This window comes from Microcoleus vaginatus PCC 9802 (genome assembly GCA_022701275.1).
Classification (GTDB): domain Bacteria; phylum Cyanobacteriota; class Cyanobacteriia; order Cyanobacteriales; family Microcoleaceae; genus Microcoleus; species Microcoleus vaginatus_A.
The window spans coordinates 6,629,499-6,651,734 of sequence record CP031740.1; the positions used below are offsets into that span (position 1 = coordinate 6,629,499).

Genomic DNA, 22,236 nt, shown 5'->3' on the forward strand with positions numbered 1-22,236 from the left:
AGCTAGTATCGAATTAGCTGAAGCCTATGGCGTTCCTGATTCCAAGATTATTCACAATGTAGATGAGCTTGACTCTTTTATGCTGGGTTGAGCGAAGACAAAGGAAATCAAATTTAGTATTGTTAACGCAGATTTAGTATAAGGTGCGCCGCAGCGCACCCTACAGAATTAGATCGCAGCTATCACTTCTGCAACTTCAGCAACGGTTCAATCTGCTGCCTTTGAAACTGCAATTCATCTGCTAAAGGCTGGTAAATTTTTCGATCGCCCGATTCATTGCAATAATCCCACAAACCATTGTAACAGTGTCTGTCGTCGTCCCAACCCGGATGATTGACAATCGGATACAAACAGATTCCCTCTATCGGAACTCCTGCTTTCATCGTCGCCATTACCTCAGTGCACACATAATTAAACCAGACCGGTCTAAAATCGTCTTCAGTGCCTGTTTCTGCTATGAATAAGGGGCGACGGTAGCGCTCGAACACTTCTTGCAGCATTTCACCAAACGGGCGGTACAGCGGATCCGTGTATTTCATCGGCTCTTCATTGTGAATCCACTGATTGCGATCGTAATAATTCACCCCAATAATGCGGAGTGTGTAAATGCCTTGATCCTGCAAGCGTTATTAGTCGGCTGCTGCAAATTTATCGTGACCGGTGGCGGCTGTGACATCGAGGCGTTTTCCCGATCGCAATCTCTGGGTGGAACATTCAAATCCGCCCAGGAAAAAACTTTGAAACATCAATCCGATGGGTAATGGGGCATTCTGGTTTGTAGTCAGGACTAAATTCCTTAGATTTCAATCATAAAAAACTCAAGTCCTTACTACAAACGGTATTTTTGTAAGAAGTATATCGAGCGGAAAAAACTCAAAATGAAATCAGAAAAAATCTGAGATTTTCACTTTTTCCTTGACAAATCACCAATTAGCATTGAGTAATAGCTTGCGGCTGTGAACTGTCTTCGGAAATATCCGCGCCGAGAGTTGCCGCCGCGATCACCTCTAGGGGAAACTTGGGAGTGCGATCGGCATACAGCAAACCGTTAGCTTCTTGGTAAGTATCGGTCAACTGCGTGTAACAAAATCCACTGAACATTTCCACTTGGTTTACCACCTTCAGCAGCGCAATGTAGCGCCTTTGCAGTTCCTGGGTGTCCGACGCGCGTACGTAGCCCCAAACCCTGTAAAAATCGGGGTTTTCGCGGCCAGCGCAGGCGATGCCACCGAATTCTGTCAGCATCATCGGCTGTCCTTGGTGCGGGTGACCGTCGAGGGTGAGGATGCGCCCTCCCGGACGCCCGCGATCGAACAAATCCGCTAGCTGGACTTCGGGCCCGTAGCGCTTGGCTAGGGTGTGCGGGTTGTTGTCGTAGTCGTGAATCGCCAGGATGTCGGTATCGATGCTTTCCCACCCGTCGTTACCGATGACGGGGCGAGTCGGATCGAGGGTTTTTGTCAAGAAATACAGCGCTTGCACGTAGTTGCGGTGGGCTGCTGCTTCGACTAAATTCGGAACTCCCCAAGATTCGTTAAACGGCACCCAGACTACGATACAGGGGTGGCTGGAGTCGCGGTCGATGACTTCCGTCCACTCCCGCGTCAGCCGTTGAACGGCTTTGGGAGTGAAGCGGTAGGCGCTGGGCATTTCTTCCCACACTAAGAGCCCCAGCACGTCAGCCCAGTACAAAAATCGGGGGTCTTCAATTTTTTGGTGCTTGCGGACGCCGTTGAAACCCATTGCTTTGACTAATTCGACATCGTGGCGCAAAGCTTCGTCGGAGGGGGCAGTCATCATGGTGTCGGGCCAGTAACCTTGATCGAGCACCAGTCGCAAATAGTAGGGGCGGCCGTTTAGCATGAAGCGATCGCGCTGGATGCTCACCGTCCTCATGGCGGTATAAGATTTAACCTCGTCGAGCAGTTTGCCGTCGGCCCACAACTGCACTTGAGCGTTAATTAGCGTCGGTTTTTCGGGGCTCCACAGCAATTCGTTGCGGTAGTCGTCGATACCAGGGTCGGAGAGCGCGATGCGGCGGTGGATTTCGCCGTTGATGACTTCGTAGGTGTCGTTGACCAGCAGCATACAGCCGATCGACAGTTTAACTTTTACCTGGATTCCCGACTGGCGATCGCCCGCGACAAACGCTTCAAAACCGATTTCCCAGCGTTCAAACTGGGGAGTCCAGCGGATGCGCTCGATATAAGTGTGAGGCACCAATTCTACCCAGACTGTCTGCCAAATGCCGGTCGTGCGCGGATACCAAATATTGTGTGGCTCTATTTGCCAGTCTTGCTTGCCGCGCGGTTGCTCCAAATCTTGCGGGTCGTCCTGGGCCCAGACTGTCACCCGCTGCGGCCCGTTGAGGTTCACAAGTGCTGTAATGTCTGCGGTGAAAGGAGTGTGTCCGCCTTCGTGTTCCATGACAAACTGACCGTTCACCCAGACGCGGGCGCGGTAGTCTACGGCCCCAAAGTGGAGGAGAGTTCTTCCTTCTGTATGGGGTAGGTCAAATTCGCGCTCGTACCAGCAGTTGGGGTGAAAATTCGTGTCCCCGATCCCACTTTTTGCCGATTCTGGAGCAAACGGCACTTCTATAGTGTGAGTCCACTCAGAAATATCGATCGGCTGCACGCAGCGGCCCGCGTCATCATAAGCAAATCTCCACTGGCCATTGAGACAAATCCAGTTGCTCCGGCGCAGTTGAGGGCGCGGATAACCTGTTTTCTGTCCTTGAACTGTGACCTTACTATCAAGAGTTGCAGACTCTTCTATCTCGCAATTTTCTAGTTCTCTACCTAACCAACTCATCGGCACATCTACCCAAAGTTATATTTATAGGTTAGCTACAATTACCACCACTTTGACAAGTTTTTTGCTGATTAATTTGCAAAAGTTCTGCACCTTAAAACAGGCTCATCTGAAGGCTCTCTTGTGCTGAAGTCATTAGTCAGAAGAAAGAAGAATAAACCAGGAAGATTTTTCCTATCCCCCACTCTCCCCCTCTCCCCCTGTCCCCCTCTCCCTCTAGCTAGCAAGACTGTGCAAACCTCCTAACGGTTCAGTTAGCTCACTTTTGAGAGAAAATTCTTCCGCAAACGGCAAACACTGAAATATTTGCTGTAGTCCCGTGAGTTCAAAGAGAATTCTAACTTGTTCGCTCATGGCCGAGATCAAAAGTATACATTGGCTGTCTCTAACTAATTTCACGATCGCCACTACAGCCATTAACTCGGAATTTTTCAGGAAATTTATTTTTGAGAAATCCAGCATAAGAATTTTGCCACCGCTTTCAATGAGGCGCTGTATTTCTTTCTGAAACTGAGCAAATTGAGAATTTTCCAAAACCTCATGAGACAAAACAATTTTAACTAGAACGTTCATTTTTACCTCAGTGCTTGTTTGAATTATTAAATAACTTTTGATGAAAACCGAGTAAGGTGCTCTGTGGGCACCTTACCTTTTTAGCCGTAACTCGCCGCTTCCAGCTACTTGCTAGCAGAGTTGCCGTTACCGTTGCCGTTGCCGTTGCCGTTGTTGACAGCAGCGACTTCTAGAGAAGCTGCGGCTGGGCGAGAGGGGGTAACTGCATTGGAGGAGCTTACATTAGAAGCCGAACCGTTAACATTTTCTACCAATTCAATTACCGGCTTGGTAGTAATTTGTTTGTAAGTTGTCAGAGCTTGAGCGACCACTTGATCCATGTTGTAATACCTGTAAGTCGCCAGCCTTCCCACGAAAGAGACTCCCGGAGTTGCATCAGCCAAAGCCTTATATTTCTTGTAAATTTCGGCATTTTCTGGACGCGGAACCGGGTAGTAAGGGTCTCCCTCAGCTTGGGGATATTCGTAGACAATGCTAGTTTTTTGATGCTCTTGTCCGGTGAGGTATTTAAACTCCGTGCAGCGAGTATATAAATGCTCGTTGGGGTAATTTACGACCGGTGCTTTTTGGTGTACGGGTACGTTCAGTGTTTCGTGCTTGAATTCCAAGGAACGGTAAGGAAGTTTGCCGTAGCAATAATTGAAATAGGAATCGACAGGCCCGGTGTAAATCATTTCTCCGTAAGGGATAAAACCCTCAATTTCCCGGTAGTCGGTATTCAGCATCACCTTGATGTTTGGGTGAGAAAGCATCTTTTCAAACATCCGAGTGTAGCCGTGCAGCGGCATTGCTTGATAGGTATCGGTAAAATAGCGATCGTCCCGGTTAATGCGAGTGGGTACGCGCGCAATCACTGAGTTATCGAGTTCCGACGGGTCCATTCCCCACTGTTTGCGGGTGTAGTTGCGGAAGAATTTCTCGTAAAGTTCGCGACCGACTTTGCTGACAACCACATCTTCAGAAGTGCGAATGTAATCCTTTGGTTCTGCTACTTTCGCGAAGAAATCTTCTACTTCAAATGAGGTGAGATTCAGTCCGTAAAGTTGGTTGACGGTGTTGAGATTGATGGGAATTGGCAGCAGTTGACCGTCAACGCTGGCGAGGACGCGGTGTTCGTAGGGCCGCCACTCGGTGAAGCGCGAAAGATACTCGAAAACTGGGCGCGAATTGGTGTGAAAAATGTGGGGGCCGTATTTGTGTACCAGGATGCCGTGGTTGTCGTAGTGATCGTATGCGTTGCCGCCGATGTGGTTGCGGGTATCAATTATCAGGACAGTTTTTCCAGCTTCATTTGCTAGTCTTTCGGCAATGACGCTACCTGCAAATCCGGCTCCGACGATTAAATAGTCAAACATTGAAACACCTCTGATTGTGGGTAAGGGTAAGGGTAAGGAATAATTGGTAATTGGAGATAAAGCGAGGAGTGTTGAGTGTTAATTTTTGAATCCGTAAAAAAGTGTAACTCTTTAACTTCAACCTCAACATTCCTAACTTAAAACTTTCATCCGGTCTTGGGCTTTCTGCCGTTTCTGGTTGATCGCACTTTCGATCAACCCCAGCATTTCACCCCAGGTATTGTCCCAAGAATTGTCTGCTAAAAAGGCGTCTACGTCACTCAGCCACTTGGTGCGAACGTCCGAACTTTCGCTGAGGATTTCTTGGGCACAAGCAACGAATTCTTCAGAATTGCTAGCAATCCGAACCAAGCCGTTTTCTCCGTAGGGCCGCACCACGTCGCGGATAGGAGTAGAAATCACAGGTTTGCCGGCAGCGAGGTATTCTGGAGTTTTCGTGGGACTAATAAACTTAGTCGATTGGTTTATCGCAAAAGGCAGCATTGCGATATCCCACCCGCCAAGATACGCTGGCAGTTCTTGATAAGATTTGCCACCGAGATAGTGGATATTTGGGTGAGTTGGCAGAGTTGCCGGAGCGATTTTCGCCACCGGGCCAATGATGACTAAATGCCAGTCCGGCCTTGCTTGGGCTATGTCCCCCAGCAGTTTGATATCCATGCGTTCGTCTATGACGCCATAAAATCCCAAACGCGGGTGAGGAATGTCTTTTTGATCCGCCGGTTCTTGTGAAAGATTCCTGGCTGTCGCAAAGTGTTCTTTTTCGATGCTGCTGGGGAAGGCGTGAATGTTGGGGTGCTGGTGCTGTTTGGCTTCGTAAAGGTTGTGTCCGCCTGTAAATACTACGCTGGCGTGCTTTAATAGTTGGTTTTCATTGGCTTTTAAATCTGGGTGTGCGCCTTTGAATGCTGCCAATTCATCCATGCAGTCGTAGACTACAGCTAGCGGCTTTAAGTGGTTTGTGAAACTGACAGCCATTGGTGTGTAATACCAGAGGATGTACTGGCTGATTTCGGCCGCTCGAAACAAATCATCTAGCATGGCTTGCTGAGCAGTTTGTGCTGTTGCTTCGCTGGTTCCTTTGGTCAGGTGCGGTACTATTACCCAGACTCCGCTTTCGTGGATGCTGACATCCAGCCACCAATCTGTAGCCGCGCTATAAATCGGTTCCTCTACAAAGAATACGCGACGACTTTTCGCACAACGACTCAAGAGATGTTGCGGACGCTGATAGACAAAATTCCACCGCAAATGAGACAGGCAAACTAAATCTGGTACATCTAAAGCCTCAGTTTTTGATAATTTGGCGCGCAATGCGGGCGAGGAAGCAAATTGAGAGGGCGATTTGGTTGGATCTATAGAGGTAAATCGGATCTCCCATGCTGGCTCTTTATTGCTATAACTATTGTTTACTGAGTTTTCTGGGGGCGACATATTAGCCTCTGGAATTTGTCCATGAAAATTTGTCCGTTAAAATTTGTCAATAGGATATATTTCTCAGCATTCTCTTACTGAAAGTCGCAAGCATAAATCTGAGAACTTTTATTGACGAGCAAGCGCCGCATTCAGTAAACCAAACAAAGAAACTGTTTAGCTGCGGAGAAACACGCTTATCTGCTTTTTTCAGAATTGAAACTTGGAGATAAGTTAATATTGTTAGACTTGCTATTGCTGTTAAATGTAACCCAGTTTTTCTGCCCTAACTTCTATCTGAAGGATGAGTTCTATCTCAGAACGCGCTTAGCTTGCATGCTGGGTTCAAAAGCCGTTAAAATGCCGATCGACCTTGTAAAATGACTCTTAACTGGCAGGGACGGGGTGAAAAAAGAGCGAGTTTTATTGCTTTATTTGGAGATGATAGAAAATTTGTGATCAAGTTTATGTTGCTTTTTGATTTGACAAACCTGGCTTTTTTTTAACTTATCCGATCGCTAATTTGGTAAATTTGTATCCTAATATACCAAGTTGCGCCCGAGAGCTCTGACTTCCGATAGATTAACAATTGACAGTTTATGCAGTGAGGTTAAACTCACCGAACAGCACCTGTCTCAACAATACCAAAGAAACCAGGCAACCGCAACGAGAAACCTAAGATTTTGCGCGAGTCTGTGGCAAGAAACCAAGGTGATGACATTTGTGCTGTGGGCCTCAGTTTAACCTCGCGCCCACAGCACAAATGTCAATCATCCCTCTAAGGGCGGCTTCCCCGACATCTGCAATCAAACGCCAAATATCCACGTAAACCCGCCCAGACTAGAAGATAGCAGCAATTTTAAAGTCGGTGGTCAATTTTTGCCAGTCCCCCTCCAAAGGCAAAATCTTGCACCGTCGAACTCTTTAAGAAATCGTGGGGAAAGCCCAATTCAATTGCACTTACTTTCTCTAACTGCTGCATTTGATCCGGGGTTAATTCAAACTCCAAACAAGCGAGATTTTCCTGAAGTTGCGAGAGTTTGCGGGAACCCACAATCGGAATAACTTGGACTGGCTGTTGTCGCAGCCAATTTAGGGCTACTTGAGAAGCAGGTTTGCCAATTTCGGCTGCTATTTTGCTAACTTCGTCAGCAATTTGGAGGTCTCGTTCGTTAATTTTTCCCAATTCAGGTGAATTCAGCCGTTTAGCTTCGCTGGCTGTTTCTGAAGTGTTGTATTTTCCTGTTAGCAAACCGGCTGCTAGGGGGCTCCAAGCTGTGACGCCAATATCAAAGGCTTTTGCCATAGGGATCAAGTCCCGTTCGGGAGTTCGCTCTTTTAAAGAATACTCGATTTGCAAGCCGATAAATGGTGTCCAACCGCGCAGGTTGGCGATCGTATTTGCTTGAGAAATAATCCAAGCCGGCGTATCAGAAATGCCGATATAAAGAACTTTACCGGCGCGCACCAAATCGTCAAAAGCGCGCATCACTTCTTCGACGGGTGTGGTAAAATCCCAAGCGTGCAGCCACAGCAAATCTATGTATTCAACTTGCAATCGCTTCAAACTTGCTTCTACTGCTTGCACCATATTTTTGCGGTGGTTGCCGAAACCATTGATTTCGCCATTCTTCATGTTGAGGCTATACTTAGTGGCAACTACCCATTTTTCGCGATCGGCCGCGATGAACTCACCGACATATTTTTCGCTAGTACCGTTGGTGTAGAGATTCGCGGTATCAATGAAATTGCCCCCCGCTTCTGCAAAGGCGTCGAACATTTTCCGGCTTTCGTCGTAGGAACTCCCCCAACCCCACTCTTCCCCAAAAGTCATGGTTCCGAGGCAGATTTCGGAAACGCGAAGTCCGCTGTGACCTAGTAGTTTGTATCTCATGTCACCCTTGCGCTGGTTAATGGTTGTTAACAGTTTAAATCTGTGGATTTCCCATACTGTTGCCATCAGTCGGGGTGGCGGGTTTTACGGGGCCTTAGCGCTGTGCTTAATGTTGAATGTTTTGCCAAGTCAATCAAAATGTCTTAGCTTCCGGGACTCCGAGCCATCGCCCCTGCGTTTAGTTTAAACACCGGGCAGGGGCGATCATGTTACTAATATATTTAGGATTACATTAATGAATCAAAATACAGTAAAATCCCCAAAAAAAGATCTACCTTTAGATAGGTACCTTCTGAAAGGAGTTAAATTAAAAAGTGCTATCTTAAATATTCAGACAACCAGACAGAACTAGAGAAAAAATTAATGTAGCTAATTTAACTTTTTAGCGTTATAGTGACCTATAGATTACAAAAACTAGGTGACTCACTTGGCTGACATCGTTGATACCGCCGTTTCGGCAGGCTCTTTTACTACCCTAGTTGCTGCAGTCCAAGCCGCTGGTTTAGTCGATACTCTCAAAGGCGCTGGCCCCTTCACAGTTTTCGCGCCTACTGATGAAGCTTTTGCTAAGCTTCCCGAAGGTACTGTAGAAGCACTGCTTAATGACATTCCTAAGCTGACAAAAATCTTGACTTATCATGTCGTTTCTGGCAAAGTTATGGCCGCTGATGTGGTCAACTTGAAATCTGCCAAGACAGTTGAAGGTTCAGAAGTTAAAATTGATGCTTCCAATGGCGTCAAAATCAATGATTCTACCGTTACAACAGCCGATGTTGCTGCTGATAATGGTGTCATCCACATTATTGATTCAGTCTTGCTTCCTGCGTAAGCACAGACTTAGATAGCGCAATACTATCTTGAGGGCGGTGGCTATAGTTAGCCGCCGCCCTGTTTTCGTTGAGGTTTAAATATTTTAGGCAGCTCAATAATTAAAACTATTATAGAGCAGCGGGAATTGACCGATCGCACTCAACTTGATTCGGCCCCAAATTTGTCGCTGTTGGATTTACCGGGAAAACTGGTTGCAGGCTAACTGCGACAGGTACTCTGGACAAAATATTATCAAAAAAATAAAAAAGTGCGATTGACCGCGTTAGCAATTGCCGAGAATTAGCGACGCACTTATTTTGCACTCTCGCGCTGATTGCCGGTTGATGCGTAGATACCTGGCCACCAAACCCAACATTTCTCCGAGAAACTGGGTTTACGAGGCCTTGTGCTAATTAAGATACAATAAGAACCACAAAGAAAGTGCGATCGACATTATTTGACATTCAAGCTATGCAATCTACAACTCAGCCCGAGACAGAACCGGCGATGGACGCTCCCAAACACCGCTTACCCGTTACAATCCTTACAGGATTTATCGGTATTGATTAATACAGTTTACAGTGTTTTAGAACGCCCAGAAAATCTCGACTATCTAGTAGTCGAAACAACCCTATTCGCCACAGCCGACGGCATTCCCGACAATTTCGCTCACCCAGACTTTTCACTGCCCCTAGAAAGTAAGTAGAAAGTAAATTTATGTCGGTGAAAATAGCAAAAAAAACTCTTTATTTTAGCTTGCGCCTGGGAACATTTGACCAGTTGATGCAGACAGTTATCGCACCACCTGCACTTACAGCCAAACCTCGAATTGCAGACCCCCGTTTTGTAGTTAAAAACTTTCCTGGGAAACAGCCACTAGACCCGTTTCTAGATATCATCTTACCCGAAAACACGAGCGATAAAATTGACAAATCAACTTTTTAATCAATTATTTTGTAACCAAATAACCCTTTCTGTTAATTGGTAACGGGTAATTGGTAATAGGGCATTGGTAAGGGGTAATCGGTGAAGGGCGAGCCGTAACCAACCAAAACTAACAACTAACAACTAACAAATAAATGCGTATAATTGTTGAAGGCTGGCGCTTTTTGCCACACTCCTACGCGATCACCAATCAATTTCAGCTACTAGAAATGCTGAAATATCCCAATTTAGAACTTTTCCACAAAGATATCCCCTATCTAGACGAAAATTGGCAGCCAGCAACCGGTTTGTTAGATGCAACTGCTGAAGCAGCAATAAATAATATTCCCCACCCTTCCGCGTCTATAAAAGCAGACGCTACCTTACGGATCTCAGTACCTTACAATTTTGCCCCCTCAAATACAAAACGGACGTGCTTGTTTGCCACAACAGAATGGGGAATTCTGCACAACGAAAACTTTAGAATAACGGGCGCAGCTTCCCTCCGCGAAGGACACAGCAACTCCGATATAATTATTATTACGCCTTCCCAGTGGTCGAAAACCGGATTTATCCGCAGCGGTGCGACTCCCGATCGCACCATTGTCATACCCTGCGGCATCGATCCGAATATTTACAAACCTTTAACAAAATCGGAACGCGAAGCTTTGAGGAAACAGCTAGGATGGGAGGGATTTGTATTTTTGAATGTCGGTGCAGGATCTCCCAATAAAGGCATCGATTTATTGTTAAAAGCTTTCGCAGTTGTAGTTGAAAGTTATCCGGAAGCGAGATTAGTATTGAAAGGAGAAGAATCAATATATGAGTCGGATTCTCTGATCGCTCAAAACATAGATGAACTGACATTTGACGAAGCAGAAAAAGTTCTGCCGCGCATGGCTTACATAGGAGAAACACTGCCTTTTGCAAAAATGGCTCAACTTTATCAAGCCGCCGATGCCTACGTATCTCTTTATTTAGCAGAAGGATTCAATTTGCCCGCCCTAGAAGCAATCGCTTGTGGCTTGCCCCTCATCTGCACTAAAGGCGGCCCGACAGATGATTTTACAACTCCCGATTTTGCTTGGCACGTCGAAAGTACGTTTCAAGAAGGTACTTCTAACGGTCAGCCGATATTTCGCCTGATGCCCGATTTAGAACATTCGATCGCCTTAATGAAAAATATTATAGAACAGCCGGAGTGGTGCGATCGCTCTCGGGAAGCAGGCCCCAAATTTGTAGCGACTGGGTTTACCTGGAAACACGTTACAGACCAACTCCTAGAGGTACTTTTGCCAACAATTCGATCGCCAAATTAAACAGGGTGCGATCGCATACTTGCAACTTCCGATAATTAGCGCTTGTAACGCCCTGTTCGGAATTAATATAAGATACAATAAGAACCACAAGTTTAAGCTTCAGACCTTATTTGACATTCAAGCTATGCAATCTACAACTCAGTCGGAGACAGAACAGGCGATGGGCGCTCCCAAACACGGATTGCCTGTTACCATCATTACAGGATTTCTCGGCAGTGGGAAAACAACCCTGCTCAACCACATCCTGACCAACCAGCAGGGTTTGAAAACAGCAGTTTTGGTAAATGAATTTGGCGAAATCGGCATCGACAACGAACTGATTGTCACCACCGACGACAACATGGTTGAGCTGAACAACGGGTGCATCTGCTGCACAATTAATGAAGATTTGGTTAATGCTGTTTACAAAGTTCTGGAACGTCAAGAAAATCTCGATTATCTAGTAGTCGAAACAACCGGGCTCGCCGATCCGCTACCAGTAGCAATGACTTTTTTAGGCACAGAACTCCGCGACCTGACTCGTCTCGATTCGATAGTGACAGTAGTAGACGCAGCCAACTACAGCTTAGATTTGTTCAACTCTCAAGCAGCTTACAGTCAAATAGCTTACGGCGATATAATTATCCTCAACAAAACTGATTTGGTTGAAGAAGCAGATTTAGATTTGTTGGAAGTTAAGATTCGGGATGTCAAAGAAGGTGCTCGAATTCTGCGAACCGTAAAATCGGAAGTTCCCCTACCGCTAGTCCTCAGCGTCGGATTGTTTGAATCTGACAAATATTTCCAATCTGAAAAAACTCCTAGCAGTCACGACCACGATCATCACGACCATCACGACCATCACGACCATCACGACCATCACGACCATCACGACCATCACGACCACAGCCATCACGACCACTCCCACCATTTAGAAAATGACGGATTTACCTCAATTTCTTTCCAGAGCGAGAAGCCCTTTTCTCTGAGGAAATTTCAATATTTCTTAGACAACCAACTGCCAACAAACGTGTTTCGCGCGAAAGGGATTATGTGGTTTGAAGAAAGCCCCAAACGCCATATTTTTCACTTGAGCGGCAAGCGATTTACGATGGACGATGACGAGTGGAAAGGCGAGCGGAAAAACCAGCTTGTTCTCATCGGTCAGGGTTTGGATACCGAGACTTTGCGATCGCAACTCGAAAACTGTCTTTGTATGCCTTCAACCAATCGCGGCAAAGGTTTTGGGAAAAACTAACAGTAAAATATTCTTTTCTAGTCCCAGGCTAGAGCCTGGGAACCAATGTCTAGAGGCTCTGCCTCTCTGGTAGTCAGGAAGAGAGGAGGCAGAGCCAAAGCATCTGCGTTACCAGGCTCTAGCCTGGTAACGAGTAATTTCCTATTACCAATTACCGATTTCCAATGCGAGTCATCATCCAGCGAGTAAAATCTTCTCAAGTCGAAATTAAAGGTCAAATTGTCGGCAAAATTGGCTGCGGACTTAACTTGCTTGTAGGTATTGCAGACACCGACACCGAAGCAGAACTCGATTGGATGGCTCGCAAATGCCTGGAATTGCGTGTGTTTCCCGACTCGGCCGGGGATACCGGGCGCTGGGACAAGTCGGTACAAGACATCGGTGGCGAGTTGCTGGTTGTGAGTCAGTTTACGCTCTACGGCGACTGTCGCAAAGGTCGGCGACCTTCATTTGACCGAGCGGCGGCTCCCGAACGAGCTGAAATTTTTTATGATAAATTTGTCGAAAAGTTGCGCCAGAGCGGCTTAAAAGTTGAAACAGGCTTGTTTGGAGCGATGATGCAAGTCTCGATCGAGAATGACGGGCCGGTGACTTTGGTATTAGAGAAAGAATCAGGCTGAATTGTTTGCAAACAAAGCTCTCTGTGCTTCTTTCTTATTCCTTCTTCCTTCTTGAATAAGATCAAATTTTCAGATTAACCGGGTTTCCTAAATGCTGTGCCGTAGCTTCAGAATACATTGCAGTTAGCTACACTCTGCCGAGTCTCGATTCCACAATCTCTAACGCCCAAAACCGCCTCAACTAGCCAGTTATTAGATTGTCCACTCAGCAGTCTGGCAGCACCCTCAATTTTCCTCCCGATCGCCCCACCAAAATAACAGCTCAGAATGCTTGTACAGTAAGGCTTTAACGGCAATAAAACCAATCTCCCACAGCCAGCGCTTAGAATCAGATTCAGCAGCCAAAAACTGTTGCATGAGAGAGTGGAACACTCGCATCACTACGGTTATCTCTACTTCCGTAACATTCAATGTATAGAGAGTTGAATCAGCACAGCAAGCGAAACCGCCAGCTACTGCCGCCTCACTCTCTAACAAATGTCCTCGCACACCCGCTGTGTCCTACCACCCGATAAACGCCATGACTGTCAAAGCTGCCACCACCGTCAACTGCAACACCGCTTCTGACCTCAACTGCATTCCGGCTACCTCCAGCGAACAAACCGCCGAAATCAATACTGTTCCCAGCATCGATATCCTCGCTTTGGCTAACTTCGCCCTCAAAGAATTGCAAGCCGAAATGAAAACTGCCAGCCGCAGCGCTCAAGCAGTGGCGATGCGGATTGCTAAGGAAGTCGAACGGATTTGCCAAAAAAGCGATCGCATCCAAATTTCCGGCGAAGTTGAAGCTTGGCAAATCACCTTGGCCGAGCACCGGTTGCAAAAAACCCTGCAATACTACCGCCTCGGTTCCAAACAAGGCCGCGTCGAACTGCACTCCCACCTCGCGGCTATGATTTACCGCCATGTTGCTTCTTTCCGCTCGAACTTGAACTTCCAAGCTCGCTACAACATGATTGAAGACTTTTTGCAAGGCTTTTACATCGAATCTCTGCGAGCTTTCCGCCGCGAACACCAACTCGATGCCACCTACCAGCCCCGCACGCAGCTAGAATTAGCTGAGTACATGGCTTTCACTGAACACTACGCCAAGCGCCAAATTGGTTTGCCCGGCCGCAACCGCCAACGCCTGATCGTGTTGCGCGCTCAAGGATTTGCCAAGGGCCAGCCTCCCGAAACAGCGATCGACATTGAAATGGCTGTAGAATCCGGCAAGGGAGAAGAGGCGGAAATGTACAGCCGCTCTCCGGCGCTGCAACAAGTGCGTGAGCAAATGGTATCGGAAACTGTCGATCCGGCTGACGCTGTGCTGCGCGATCGAGTAGTCTCGGAATTGATCGCCTATCTGGAATCGCAAAATCAGCCAGAATGCGTGAATTACTTAACTTTAAAATTGCAAGACCTTTCGGCTTCGGAAATTGACCGCGCGCTCGGTTTGTCTTCCCGCCAGCGCGACTACTTGCAACAACGTTTCAAGTACCACGTCGAAAAATTTGCCCGCACTCAAAATTGGAAACTCGTCCACGAATGGCTGGGTGCTGATGTGGATCAAAAGCTGGGAATGACTTCTGACAAATGGGAAGCATTTCGCGCTCAACTGTCGCCGGAACAGCAGCAACTGTTAGACATGAAGCGGAATCAAGAAAGCGACAAGGCGATCGCCACCGCGCTCAAATGCACCCCCAAACAAGTCCAAAAACGCTGGGCGCAACTGTTGGAGCTGGCTAGCCAGACTCGCAACAGCAGCCAAGCTTAATTGGTACTCAAATATGAATGCAACTGTTTTCTTGAGACTGGAAAATGCGATCGGGTGCGGCACCTGCACAGGAATGCCCGCCCCGGCCTCCGCTCTCAAATCAACAAGCGCTGCTACTAAATTATCGCCGCTTTTTGGCCTATTCAATTTATTAAAACAACATTACTTTTTTTAATATCTTTCGTTCCCTGGTTAGGCCGGGGAATTTGTTTTTATTAGTCATTAGTCATTAGTCATTAGTCATTAGTCATTAGTCATTAGTCATCATTTATGGTAAATTGCTTGCGGAAGAGGCGGCATTGCATATATTCCTAATGATATTTAAACATAGGGAGTAGCATAATAAAGGCAAAGTTGTTCAAAGTTCAAAAATGCAATGCCCCAAATGCAAGGGTAAAGATTTACTTACAAATGGACATCAAGACGGAAAACAGTGCGATCGATTTAAGCAATGCAAGTGCCAGTTTGTCGAAACCTATAGTGAGCCTGGAGATTCCGAGGATGCCAAACAAATTTGCTTAACCAATCTACTGTAATGGCATGGCGCGCGAGACCAATTGAGCGTTGTACTGGTATCACCCACAATAGTGTCATCAACTGCAGCAAAGAAACAGGGGGACGATTATCTGAAACTGAGGCAGTTGAAACGATACCCGAAGTAAGCGAAATCGACGAAATCCAGATATTTGTTGACTTAACAAAAAAACAAGCTCCTTTTATGGACAGCAGTAAATCACTTTGCTGAGGGCATTCTTGCTTGGAGGTTAGGGGATAGGAGCAGTGACACTTTTGTGGCTTTGTAGATGATGATTAAAAATTGGTATTGCTATTCCTGAGTGACTGATGGCTATTGTGTTTACCCAAAATATATCCCTTCTGAAAACCATATTTTTGCAATGCTTATATGACAAGAGTCGAACGGCATAACACCGGAGTCCAGACCTTATTTGGCGCGGGTTACATCGCAAGAAATTATGTTACTCTAAGTCTAAAGAGATGTTGCAGTTTTCTATTCGTTTATTGCTTTTTTGTCTCAGAAAAACCCCCGTTTTTTCCTGCTTTTTCTTGAAGATTATGAATATATGCAATGCCCACATAACTCTATCTTTAAAGTAATAAATTATGTCTATAAAAGGTTTTACCTCCGTTAATTTACGGTATTAAAGTATAAGTTATAGTTTTATTTTTTGATAAAAACAGTTAAAAACCGATTGTGAAACTTGAGGGTGCGGAAGGTAGAGCAAAAATGACACTTCCTCTATCCAAAGACATAAAAAAATTAAAATAAATATACTCATCGTACTATTCTGTTTCATTTAATCCTTCATAAGAAGGAAGCATCAAATTGGAGTTCTATCTAAAATGGGGGCATAAGTTGATGTAGATAGAAAGGGAAGGACTCCTATGTTACTTTACAAAATTGAAGATTTTAATCCCAACTACCGCGAAGCTGCTTTTAATGGCGAAGATATCAAAGGTCTGGATATCTATGCTGGAAATACAGATGAGAAAATTGGCTCCATCGATACGGCGCTAGTTGATGAGACAGGACGTTTCCGATATTTTGTTGTTGACACGGGTTTCTGGATCTTTGGCAAGAAGGTATTAGTTCCAGTTGCTCTTTGTCGAGTGGAGGTTGATGCAGAGCGCATCTACGCGACGGGTTTGAGCAGTAAAGACCAAGCAGAAAAACTACCCAAGTATGAGGATGGGATGGTGGTTGATTACGATTATGAAGAACAAGTGCGGGGTGTTTATCGTACTCTAACTGTAGAAGGGTCTGCACCTGTAGAAGCATCATTGCCTGTAGAGGCATCTGCACCAGTTTCTATGCCGCCTTCTGTCTCTAACCAAGCTAGGGCTGCTGCTCATGACCGCAACACCTACACTTACGAACAAGAGCCTCAATTGTATCAGATGAACGAGCGCGAGCATCACAAATTCCGACTCTACGAAGAACGACTGGTTGCAGATAAAAGCCGTCACAAAGTTGGCGAGGTAGCAATTGGCAAGCGAGTAGAAACCGAAACGGCACGAGTTTCAATTCCCACAGAAAAAGAACGAGTTGTAATTGAGAGTGTAACTCCAGGGAAGGCAGGTGCGCCAGTAACTCGGGATACTCCATTCCAGCAGGAAAACGTGATGCGTATGGAAGTTTACGAAGAGACTGCTGAGCTCAAAAAAGAAGCTTTTGTGCGCGAAGAAGTTAACATCAGGAAAGAAGTTGAAACGGAGATTGTTGAGGCAACGGAAACACTGCGTCGTGAAGAGTTAGACGTGAAGACGGAAGGGCGTTAGAGTGCGAATAAATTGAACCAGGGTTTGTAGTTGCGCTCTCTTCGACCACATGTGGGTTGAAGCGCAAATACGAACCTTAAAAATTACTAAACTTACCAAAAAAGAGGAGCTTTATAATGTCTAATTGCTGGCGTTTGCCGTTAATTAAGTACAGCCTTTTTAGCCTTGTTGTTTAGCATCTATGCGACCAGTTGTTTAGTAAAATCTGAGCCAGTTGCAGCTCAACAAGCTGAGCAGACATTTCATATCGTTCTTGCCTTCAAAGATGCTGGCATCGGCTTGCGCGATCGTGATGTGCGAATGCTGATGCCGCGCCATCCCGATAAGTGGCGAACCGCATTGGGTTTGGGAGATAGCGATCGCACTCAGGATTCTGACAATGCTAGTCGGTAAGTCATATCGATTCCAGTTGCACAGTCGGTGATAGTTGACTGTTGACTATGAGTCAAAAAACTGAAAATAGCGCGCTATATTTGTTGGCAGCTTGATTCGACTTTACGCCCGACGATGAAGCGCGGATTTGATATCATTCCGGCAGCGCCGGAATGATATCAGTAGCATCATAATTACGACTCAACTTTTTGTCAGCCCTGGCACTACTTTTTCGCCAAACACCTCAATAAACTGCTCTTGCTCTCGGTTAACGTTGTGCAAAATTAGTTCATCAAACCCCAATTCAATATCTTTTTGCAACCACTCAAGATGCTGCTCTTGGTCTGCCGAGATGCGGACGTGTTGATATAACTCTTCTGGTTGTACAAACTCCCCGGCGGCATCAAATTGATCGGGTGTTATCAGTTCTGTCAGCATTTTGGTTTTGAAGATGTTATTACGCCATTGATGATGAGCACCTTGTAGTGCTTTCTCTGCATTACTGTCATAGGAAAGCTGCACTTTCAAAATCATTGGTTTCCCTTCTCCCCCACCGCGACGAAACGCATCGACGACTTTTTTTAACTTTTCAGGTGGGCGAGAAGTAGTAATTAATCCATCAGCCCAACTGCCCAACCATTCTGCGGTTTCTGGGGTAACTGCCGCGCCGATAATTAATGGGAGAATTTCCGGGCGGGTATAGAGTTTTGCATCTTCTACGCACACTAAACCGCGATGGGTGACGGTTTCTCCTGCCCAAAGGGCGCGGATAATATCGACACATTCTTTGAGGCGCGCGTTGCGATCGCTCTTAGTAGGCCACTTCTCCCCAGTAATATGTTCGTTCAACGCTTGACCGCTGCCAACCGTGAGCCAAAAACGATTTGGAAACATTTCTGCTAAAGTTGCCGCAGCTTGGGCAATAATAGCCGGATGATACCGCTGTCCGGGAGCGCAAACAACCCGATAGGAAAGCCTCGGCGTTGCTTGCATTGCTGCACCCAACCAAGACCAAGCAAAACCACTTTGTCCTTGCGCTTCACTCCAAGGATGAAAGTGATCGGAAGAAAGGGCATTGGTAAAGCCAGCTTGTTCTGCCATTTGGACATATTTCAGCAGTTCGCTGGGCTTAAACTGTTCGTGGGAAGCGTGATAACCAATTTGTGCCATAAGTTTTTAGGAAGGAGTTTTGAGTTTTGAATTTTAAGTTTTGAGTTTTGAATTTTAAGTTTTGAGTTTTGAGTTTTGAATTTTGAGTTTTGAGTTAAAATATCCAGACTTAAAAGCAGGTGATTTAATCAGGACGGCTAGTAAAAGTTATGAATTTTGAGTTAGAGCCGTTTTTAATTCACCAAAAATAATCTTGCACTTAAAATTCATAACTTTCTGTATAACGGGCAAGCTTATGAGCGGAAAATTCGCCGATAGCGAGCTTCAATTACCGAGTAGATGCCATAGGCAATTAAACCCAAAGGTACTAGAGCCAAAATCACTGGGCTAAAAGGCTGTTGTGCCAGAATTGCCAACACCTCGCCCAATCCCTTCGTTTGACTAGCATCCGATAGCCTTGCTGCTTGAATGAAGAAAAAACCGATTATAACGAAAACAATTCCACGGGCAGCAATTCCAAATCGACCCAACCGTGTCGCCCACTTTTGCTCGGTTGGGCTCATTTCATCTAGCTTGAAATGGCGGCGAAATTTGGCTTTATATGCTTCGTAGAAATAAGAAAATCCTACACCAATAACAATTGATCCCGCCAATCCTACCAGCCATTGTCCAAACGGTTGCGCTAAAATTTGGGCTGTCAAATCTTCGGTTGAATCGCTCTTACTAACGGCCGAACCCATTATCAGTTTTACAGCCGTTAAAGCCAAACCTGCGTAACCTAAAGCACTTAAGGCGTAGCCAATGCGTTGGGCAATTCGCTTGGCATCCATTTTCTGTCCTTGGTGTTCTGGGTCGAGAATTGTCTGAACGATACGCAAAAGGGCATAACCAATAATGCCAATCGTTACCAGAAATAGCAGAAATTTACCGAAGGGTTGGTTAACAATTTCTGATAATGCACCGCTAGTATCGGTTGTCCTGCCGCCCATACTAAAGGCTGCTTGTGCTGCTAGAAAACCGACAATAAAGTAAACTAAGCCTTTGGAAGCATATCCCAATCTTGCCAGTCGCTCAAACCAGGGATGAGAAGCTGCCTGTCCAATTGAGTCTTTAATGCTGTCGGTGGGTGAGTTGTCCCGTTTCATATTTTTTATACTTTAGTTGTTAACGACTGCTGGCATAGGCATATGGTGAATTCCTTTGCAGTTAACTGAGTTTTTAAACAAATAATTTATATTATTCTCTATTAATTTAATTATTAGCTTGTTTAGATATTTTTTCATCAGTCTTGAGCGGGAGTGTCAGGAGTTGATTGATTGATAAACTTCACATTAATTGGGCTTGACAAATATCGCTTTATGGATTATATCCTGGGTTCCCTGATGGAGCAGTCTGCCAGCGGTCTAGTATATCTTTGATTAAAACTTATTGAAGCCAAATTTGAATAACAATTAGAATTGGTAGCCCTAAAAATAATCCCAAAAAAATCAATAAAAATCTAAATACTGTCTTGAGTGCTAAGGTGTAATTGGAAAGCAAATATACCTGCTTATTCATAAGGATAGGGGTGACAAAATTGCCTCCTACAATTTGTTTGATTAGGAAATATAGCAACAACACTTAGCCTGCTTTCCAAGGCGAATTTAATAAAGGCAACCCGGCTAAAATTACGCTTAAAAATTCGCCCATATCAGGAATGAAAGCGAAGATAAATGCCACAATACCGTTAACACAAAGCAGTGTCACTTGCAAAGCAAAGAAATTAATAATGCTCGTAATATAGTAAGCCTAAATCATTGGTAAATTTCTTACTCCCTCCCCTTACTCAGGGGAGGGTTGGGGTGGGGTAAAAGATTTATGACTCTTGCAAGGATTGCTATAGCAATAAAACTCATGCTTTATGCAATGCCTGCCAACCAACCCATTAAACCCTCTTCGCCTTTTGAGATAATTTCATCGGCTCGCTGACGGTAAAAATCGGGAAAAATGCTGATAGTTACGTGGCGGTAAGGCATCGGATTTACCAGAAGTATGGTAAAAAATATAATTAATAAGCTATGAATAATCAGGCTTAGAGAGTGGGAATACAACAGATAAATATGCGGATTGGTTCAGCTAAAAATTGTTTAAATTTGTTGGGTTAAATCGTCAATACTGGAAAGGTGGTCAAAAATTTGTCCGGGTAATCTTGCTTGCAACCAATAGCTCCAAACTCCCATATGAATAGTTGGGAATCTGGAATAGGTGCCATAACGGGCTTATGGACGTTGCAAGAATGGATGCGCCCCAGTGCGGCTGTTGGGAATCAAGCATCTATCGCCAATAGTGCGATCGCTCGCACTTAACTTAAAGCATTATCATAAATTTTTTCTCATTCATCTTCCATCAGATGGATATTTTTTTATAACATCAGACAGATGGCAAGGTTGGGCTAGTTAGATTAAATAGAGAATAGAAGCAAAATTTTGAGATGGTGAACAAAGACAATAGACGTTTTGCGTAAGTCGATTTTTAAGACTTTAAATTCCCATTGTCGCAAGAAGTTGATTGTTCAGAACCGGGAGGATTTGAGGAAAATCAAATCAACCACAACGGCAGTGCGTGTGTTGAGTTCAACCTTTTATTTACCGGAAATTGCCGAATTCGGTTCCCAAAGATCCGGCATCCTGTCCTGCCCTTAACTGACTTTTCAGGAAAACTCTAATAGCTAACCACAAGGCGATCGCTTGCGACAGGAAGACAAGCAGAACCTATTTCTTACGTCGTTTGCTTTCATGATCAATTCAGCAATAAGGTGTATATAATGAATCAACTGAATCAACCAGAGTCCTTGTCGCAACCGCTGACCCAAACTGAATTCGTCGCAACTTTTCGCTTGTTTAGTAGATTTAGCTTCTGGATACAGTTATTCTTGGGTGCTATTTCCGGCATTGTTTTAGTATTTGCTATGTTGGGTCGCAACATGAGCGATCAAACCAATAATAATGCAGGTATTGGGTTCGGCATATTTTTAGCGGTAGTTGGTCTGTTATTGCTGTGCTTTAGAATTTTTTGGGATTTTCGCTATAGGCTTTTAGGGCGACTTTTGCACGCCGAAAATTCCCAGGTATATCCCAGCAAAGAACATATTACTCACACCTTACGGATTGGATTAGTTTCTAGTTTGGTGGGGGTATTAATCGCGTTTGTCGCTTCTGAAGAAACAGTTGCTGTAGTTCTAGCGAAAACTCTTAGTCAACCGCAAGCGATGGCAGCTTATGCGCCCGAAAATGTGATTCGTTCCCTAGATATTTTTGTGACGATGGCCAACGTCAATCTGATTGGCGCTCACTTTTTTGGAGCTGTTACTTCTCTTGGGTTACTCAATTGGGTAGAAGAGTAGTTGGCAAAATTAGCGATCGCTAAAGGCAAACACAACTCCTAGGCCGTCAGGACTTACAACCGCTGGCCGATTTAACTAAGGTTTTTGGTTTTGCACTGTCTTGGTGAAAGAGAGCGAAGACAGTGCAGCTACAAGCTAAACAACTGGGCTATTTGGATGAACATCTAATCGGAAATTGGTAGCGATCGCTCCTGCTAATGGTAGTCAGCTTGAGCAACCGCTTTTTTATTTAAAAAACGTAATTTATTTATTATCTTGATAGAGATTTCATCTACCTTTATATTGATAAATATATTTTTAATTGGGACAAACAGGACTAAGGCTCATATTCCGAAAGATGAGCTATAAGCGTGGCATTC

At 45.1% G+C, this 22,236-nt stretch carries 19 protein-coding genes and 3 pseudogenes; 11 read left to right on the forward strand and 11 right to left on the reverse strand.

The window, feature by feature from the left end; genetic code table 11:
• Window positions 1-182 precede the first annotated feature (182 nt).
• From D0A34_27400 to D0A34_27425, 6 genes and pseudogenes are all read right to left on the reverse strand, one after another.
• Window positions 183-728, reverse strand: a pseudogene (locus D0A34_27400) (hypothetical protein).
• A 202-nt stretch (window positions 729-930) separates the two neighbouring features.
• Complete coding sequence (locus tag D0A34_27405; GenBank protein UNU22063.1) at window positions 931-2,814, reverse strand: glycoside hydrolase family 2; 1,884 nt, start codon at window positions 2,812-2,814, stop codon at window positions 931-933.
• Between the two features lie 216 nt (window positions 2,815-3,030).
• Window positions 3,031-3,387, reverse strand: coding sequence for an anti-sigma factor antagonist (locus tag D0A34_27410; protein ID UNU22064.1), 357 nt, complete (start codon window positions 3,385-3,387; stop codon window positions 3,031-3,033).
• 104 nt (window positions 3,388-3,491) lie between these two features.
• Window positions 3,492-4,742, reverse strand: a complete 1,251-nt coding sequence (gene glf / locus D0A34_27415) for a UDP-galactopyranose mutase (protein UNU22065.1) — start codon at window positions 4,740-4,742, stop codon at window positions 3,492-3,494.
• Between the two features lie 132 nt (window positions 4,743-4,874).
• Window positions 4,875-6,176, reverse strand: coding sequence for a glycosyltransferase family 1 protein (locus D0A34_27420; protein UNU22066.1), 1,302 nt, complete (start codon window positions 6,174-6,176; stop codon window positions 4,875-4,877).
• An 838-nt stretch (window positions 6,177-7,014) separates the two neighbouring features.
• Window positions 7,015-8,049 carry an aldo/keto reductase gene (locus D0A34_27425; protein UNU22495.1) on the reverse strand — a complete coding sequence of 345 codons (1,035 nt, stop codon included), beginning with the start codon at window positions 8,047-8,049 and terminating at the stop codon, window positions 7,015-7,017.
• Between the two features lie 427 nt (window positions 8,050-8,476).
• On the opposite strand from D0A34_27425, the gene D0A34_27430 reads away from it, so the two are divergent.
• Window positions 8,477-8,878 carry a fasciclin domain-containing protein gene (locus tag D0A34_27430; protein ID UNU22496.1) on the forward strand — a complete coding sequence of 134 codons (402 nt, stop codon included), beginning with the start codon at window positions 8,477-8,479 and terminating at the stop codon, window positions 8,876-8,878.
• A gap of 109 nt (window positions 8,879-8,987) precedes the next feature.
• On the opposite strand, the gene D0A34_27435 is transcribed toward D0A34_27430, so the two are convergent.
• Complete coding sequence (locus D0A34_27435; protein UNU22067.1) at window positions 8,988-9,182, reverse strand: hypothetical protein; 195 nt, start codon at window positions 9,180-9,182, stop codon at window positions 8,988-8,990.
• Between the two features lie 148 nt (window positions 9,183-9,330).
• On the opposite strand from D0A34_27435, the pseudogene D0A34_27440 reads away from it, so the two are divergent.
• The 9 genes and pseudogenes from D0A34_27440 (at window position 9,331) to D0A34_27480 (ending at window position 17,406) form a co-directional block, all read left to right on the forward strand.
• Window positions 9,331-9,490, forward strand: a pseudogene (locus D0A34_27440) (GTP-binding protein).
• 86 nt (window positions 9,491-9,576) lie between these two features.
• Window positions 9,577-9,804: a hypothetical protein gene (locus tag D0A34_27445; GenBank protein ID UNU22068.1), complete on the forward strand. Its 228-nt coding sequence runs from the start codon at window positions 9,577-9,579 to the stop codon at window positions 9,802-9,804.
• Between the two features lie 134 nt (window positions 9,805-9,938).
• Window positions 9,939-11,102, forward strand: coding sequence for a glycosyltransferase (locus D0A34_27450; protein ID UNU22069.1), 1,164 nt, complete (start codon window positions 9,939-9,941; stop codon window positions 11,100-11,102).
• A 124-nt stretch (window positions 11,103-11,226) separates the two neighbouring features.
• Window positions 11,227-12,339 carry a GTP-binding protein gene (locus D0A34_27455; GenBank protein ID UNU22070.1) on the forward strand — a complete coding sequence of 371 codons (1,113 nt, stop codon included), beginning with the start codon at window positions 11,227-11,229 and terminating at the stop codon, window positions 12,337-12,339.
• 164 nt (window positions 12,340-12,503) lie between these two features.
• On the forward strand, window positions 12,504-12,959 hold the full coding sequence (locus D0A34_27460; protein UNU22071.1) for a D-tyrosyl-tRNA(Tyr) deacylase: 456 nt from the start codon (window positions 12,504-12,506) through the stop codon (window positions 12,957-12,959).
• Window positions 12,960-13,479: 520 nt separating this feature from the next.
• On the forward strand, window positions 13,480-14,715 hold the full coding sequence (locus D0A34_27465; protein ID UNU22072.1) for a hypothetical protein: 1,236 nt from the start codon (window positions 13,480-13,482) through the stop codon (window positions 14,713-14,715).
• 535 nt (window positions 14,716-15,250) lie between these two features.
• Window positions 15,251-15,460: a hypothetical protein gene (locus D0A34_27470; GenBank protein ID UNU22073.1), complete on the forward strand. Its 210-nt coding sequence runs from the start codon at window positions 15,251-15,253 to the stop codon at window positions 15,458-15,460.
• Window positions 15,461-16,119: 659 nt separating this feature from the next.
• Window positions 16,120-17,013: a DUF2382 domain-containing protein gene (locus tag D0A34_27475; GenBank protein UNU22074.1), complete on the forward strand. Its 894-nt coding sequence runs from the start codon at window positions 16,120-16,122 to the stop codon at window positions 17,011-17,013.
• Window positions 17,014-17,178: 165 nt separating this feature from the next.
• Window positions 17,179-17,406, forward strand: a complete 228-nt coding sequence (locus D0A34_27480; GenBank protein UNU22075.1) for a hypothetical protein — start codon at window positions 17,179-17,181, stop codon at window positions 17,404-17,406.
• 180 nt (window positions 17,407-17,586) lie between these two features.
• Here the strand turns inward: D0A34_27480 and D0A34_27485 are convergent, their stop codons facing one another.
• The 4 genes and pseudogenes from D0A34_27485 to D0A34_27500 all read right to left on the reverse strand — a co-directional run bounded on the left by D0A34_27485 (window position 17,587) and on the right by D0A34_27500 (window position 20,714).
• Window positions 17,587-18,555 (reverse strand): LLM class flavin-dependent oxidoreductase, encoded by a 969-nt coding sequence (locus tag D0A34_27485; GenBank protein UNU22076.1) that lies wholly within the window; start codon window positions 18,553-18,555, stop codon window positions 17,587-17,589.
• Window positions 18,556-18,788: 233 nt separating this feature from the next.
• On the reverse strand, window positions 18,789-19,640 hold the full coding sequence (locus D0A34_27490; protein ID UNU22077.1) for a DUF1206 domain-containing protein: 852 nt from the start codon (window positions 19,638-19,640) through the stop codon (window positions 18,789-18,791).
• A gap of 280 nt (window positions 19,641-19,920) precedes the next feature.
• On the reverse strand, window positions 19,921-20,115 hold the full coding sequence (locus D0A34_27495) for a hypothetical protein (protein UNU22078.1): 195 nt from the start codon (window positions 20,113-20,115) through the stop codon (window positions 19,921-19,923).
• A 281-nt stretch (window positions 20,116-20,396) separates the two neighbouring features.
• A pseudogene (locus D0A34_27500) lies at window positions 20,397-20,714 on the reverse strand (AI-2E family transporter).
• A gap of 584 nt (window positions 20,715-21,298) precedes the next feature.
• Between D0A34_27500 and D0A34_27505 the strand changes: the two are divergent.
• Window positions 21,299-21,877, forward strand: a complete 579-nt coding sequence (locus D0A34_27505) for a DUF3611 family protein (GenBank protein UNU22079.1) — start codon at window positions 21,299-21,301, stop codon at window positions 21,875-21,877.
• The last annotated feature ends 359 nt before the right edge of the window (window positions 21,878-22,236 follow it).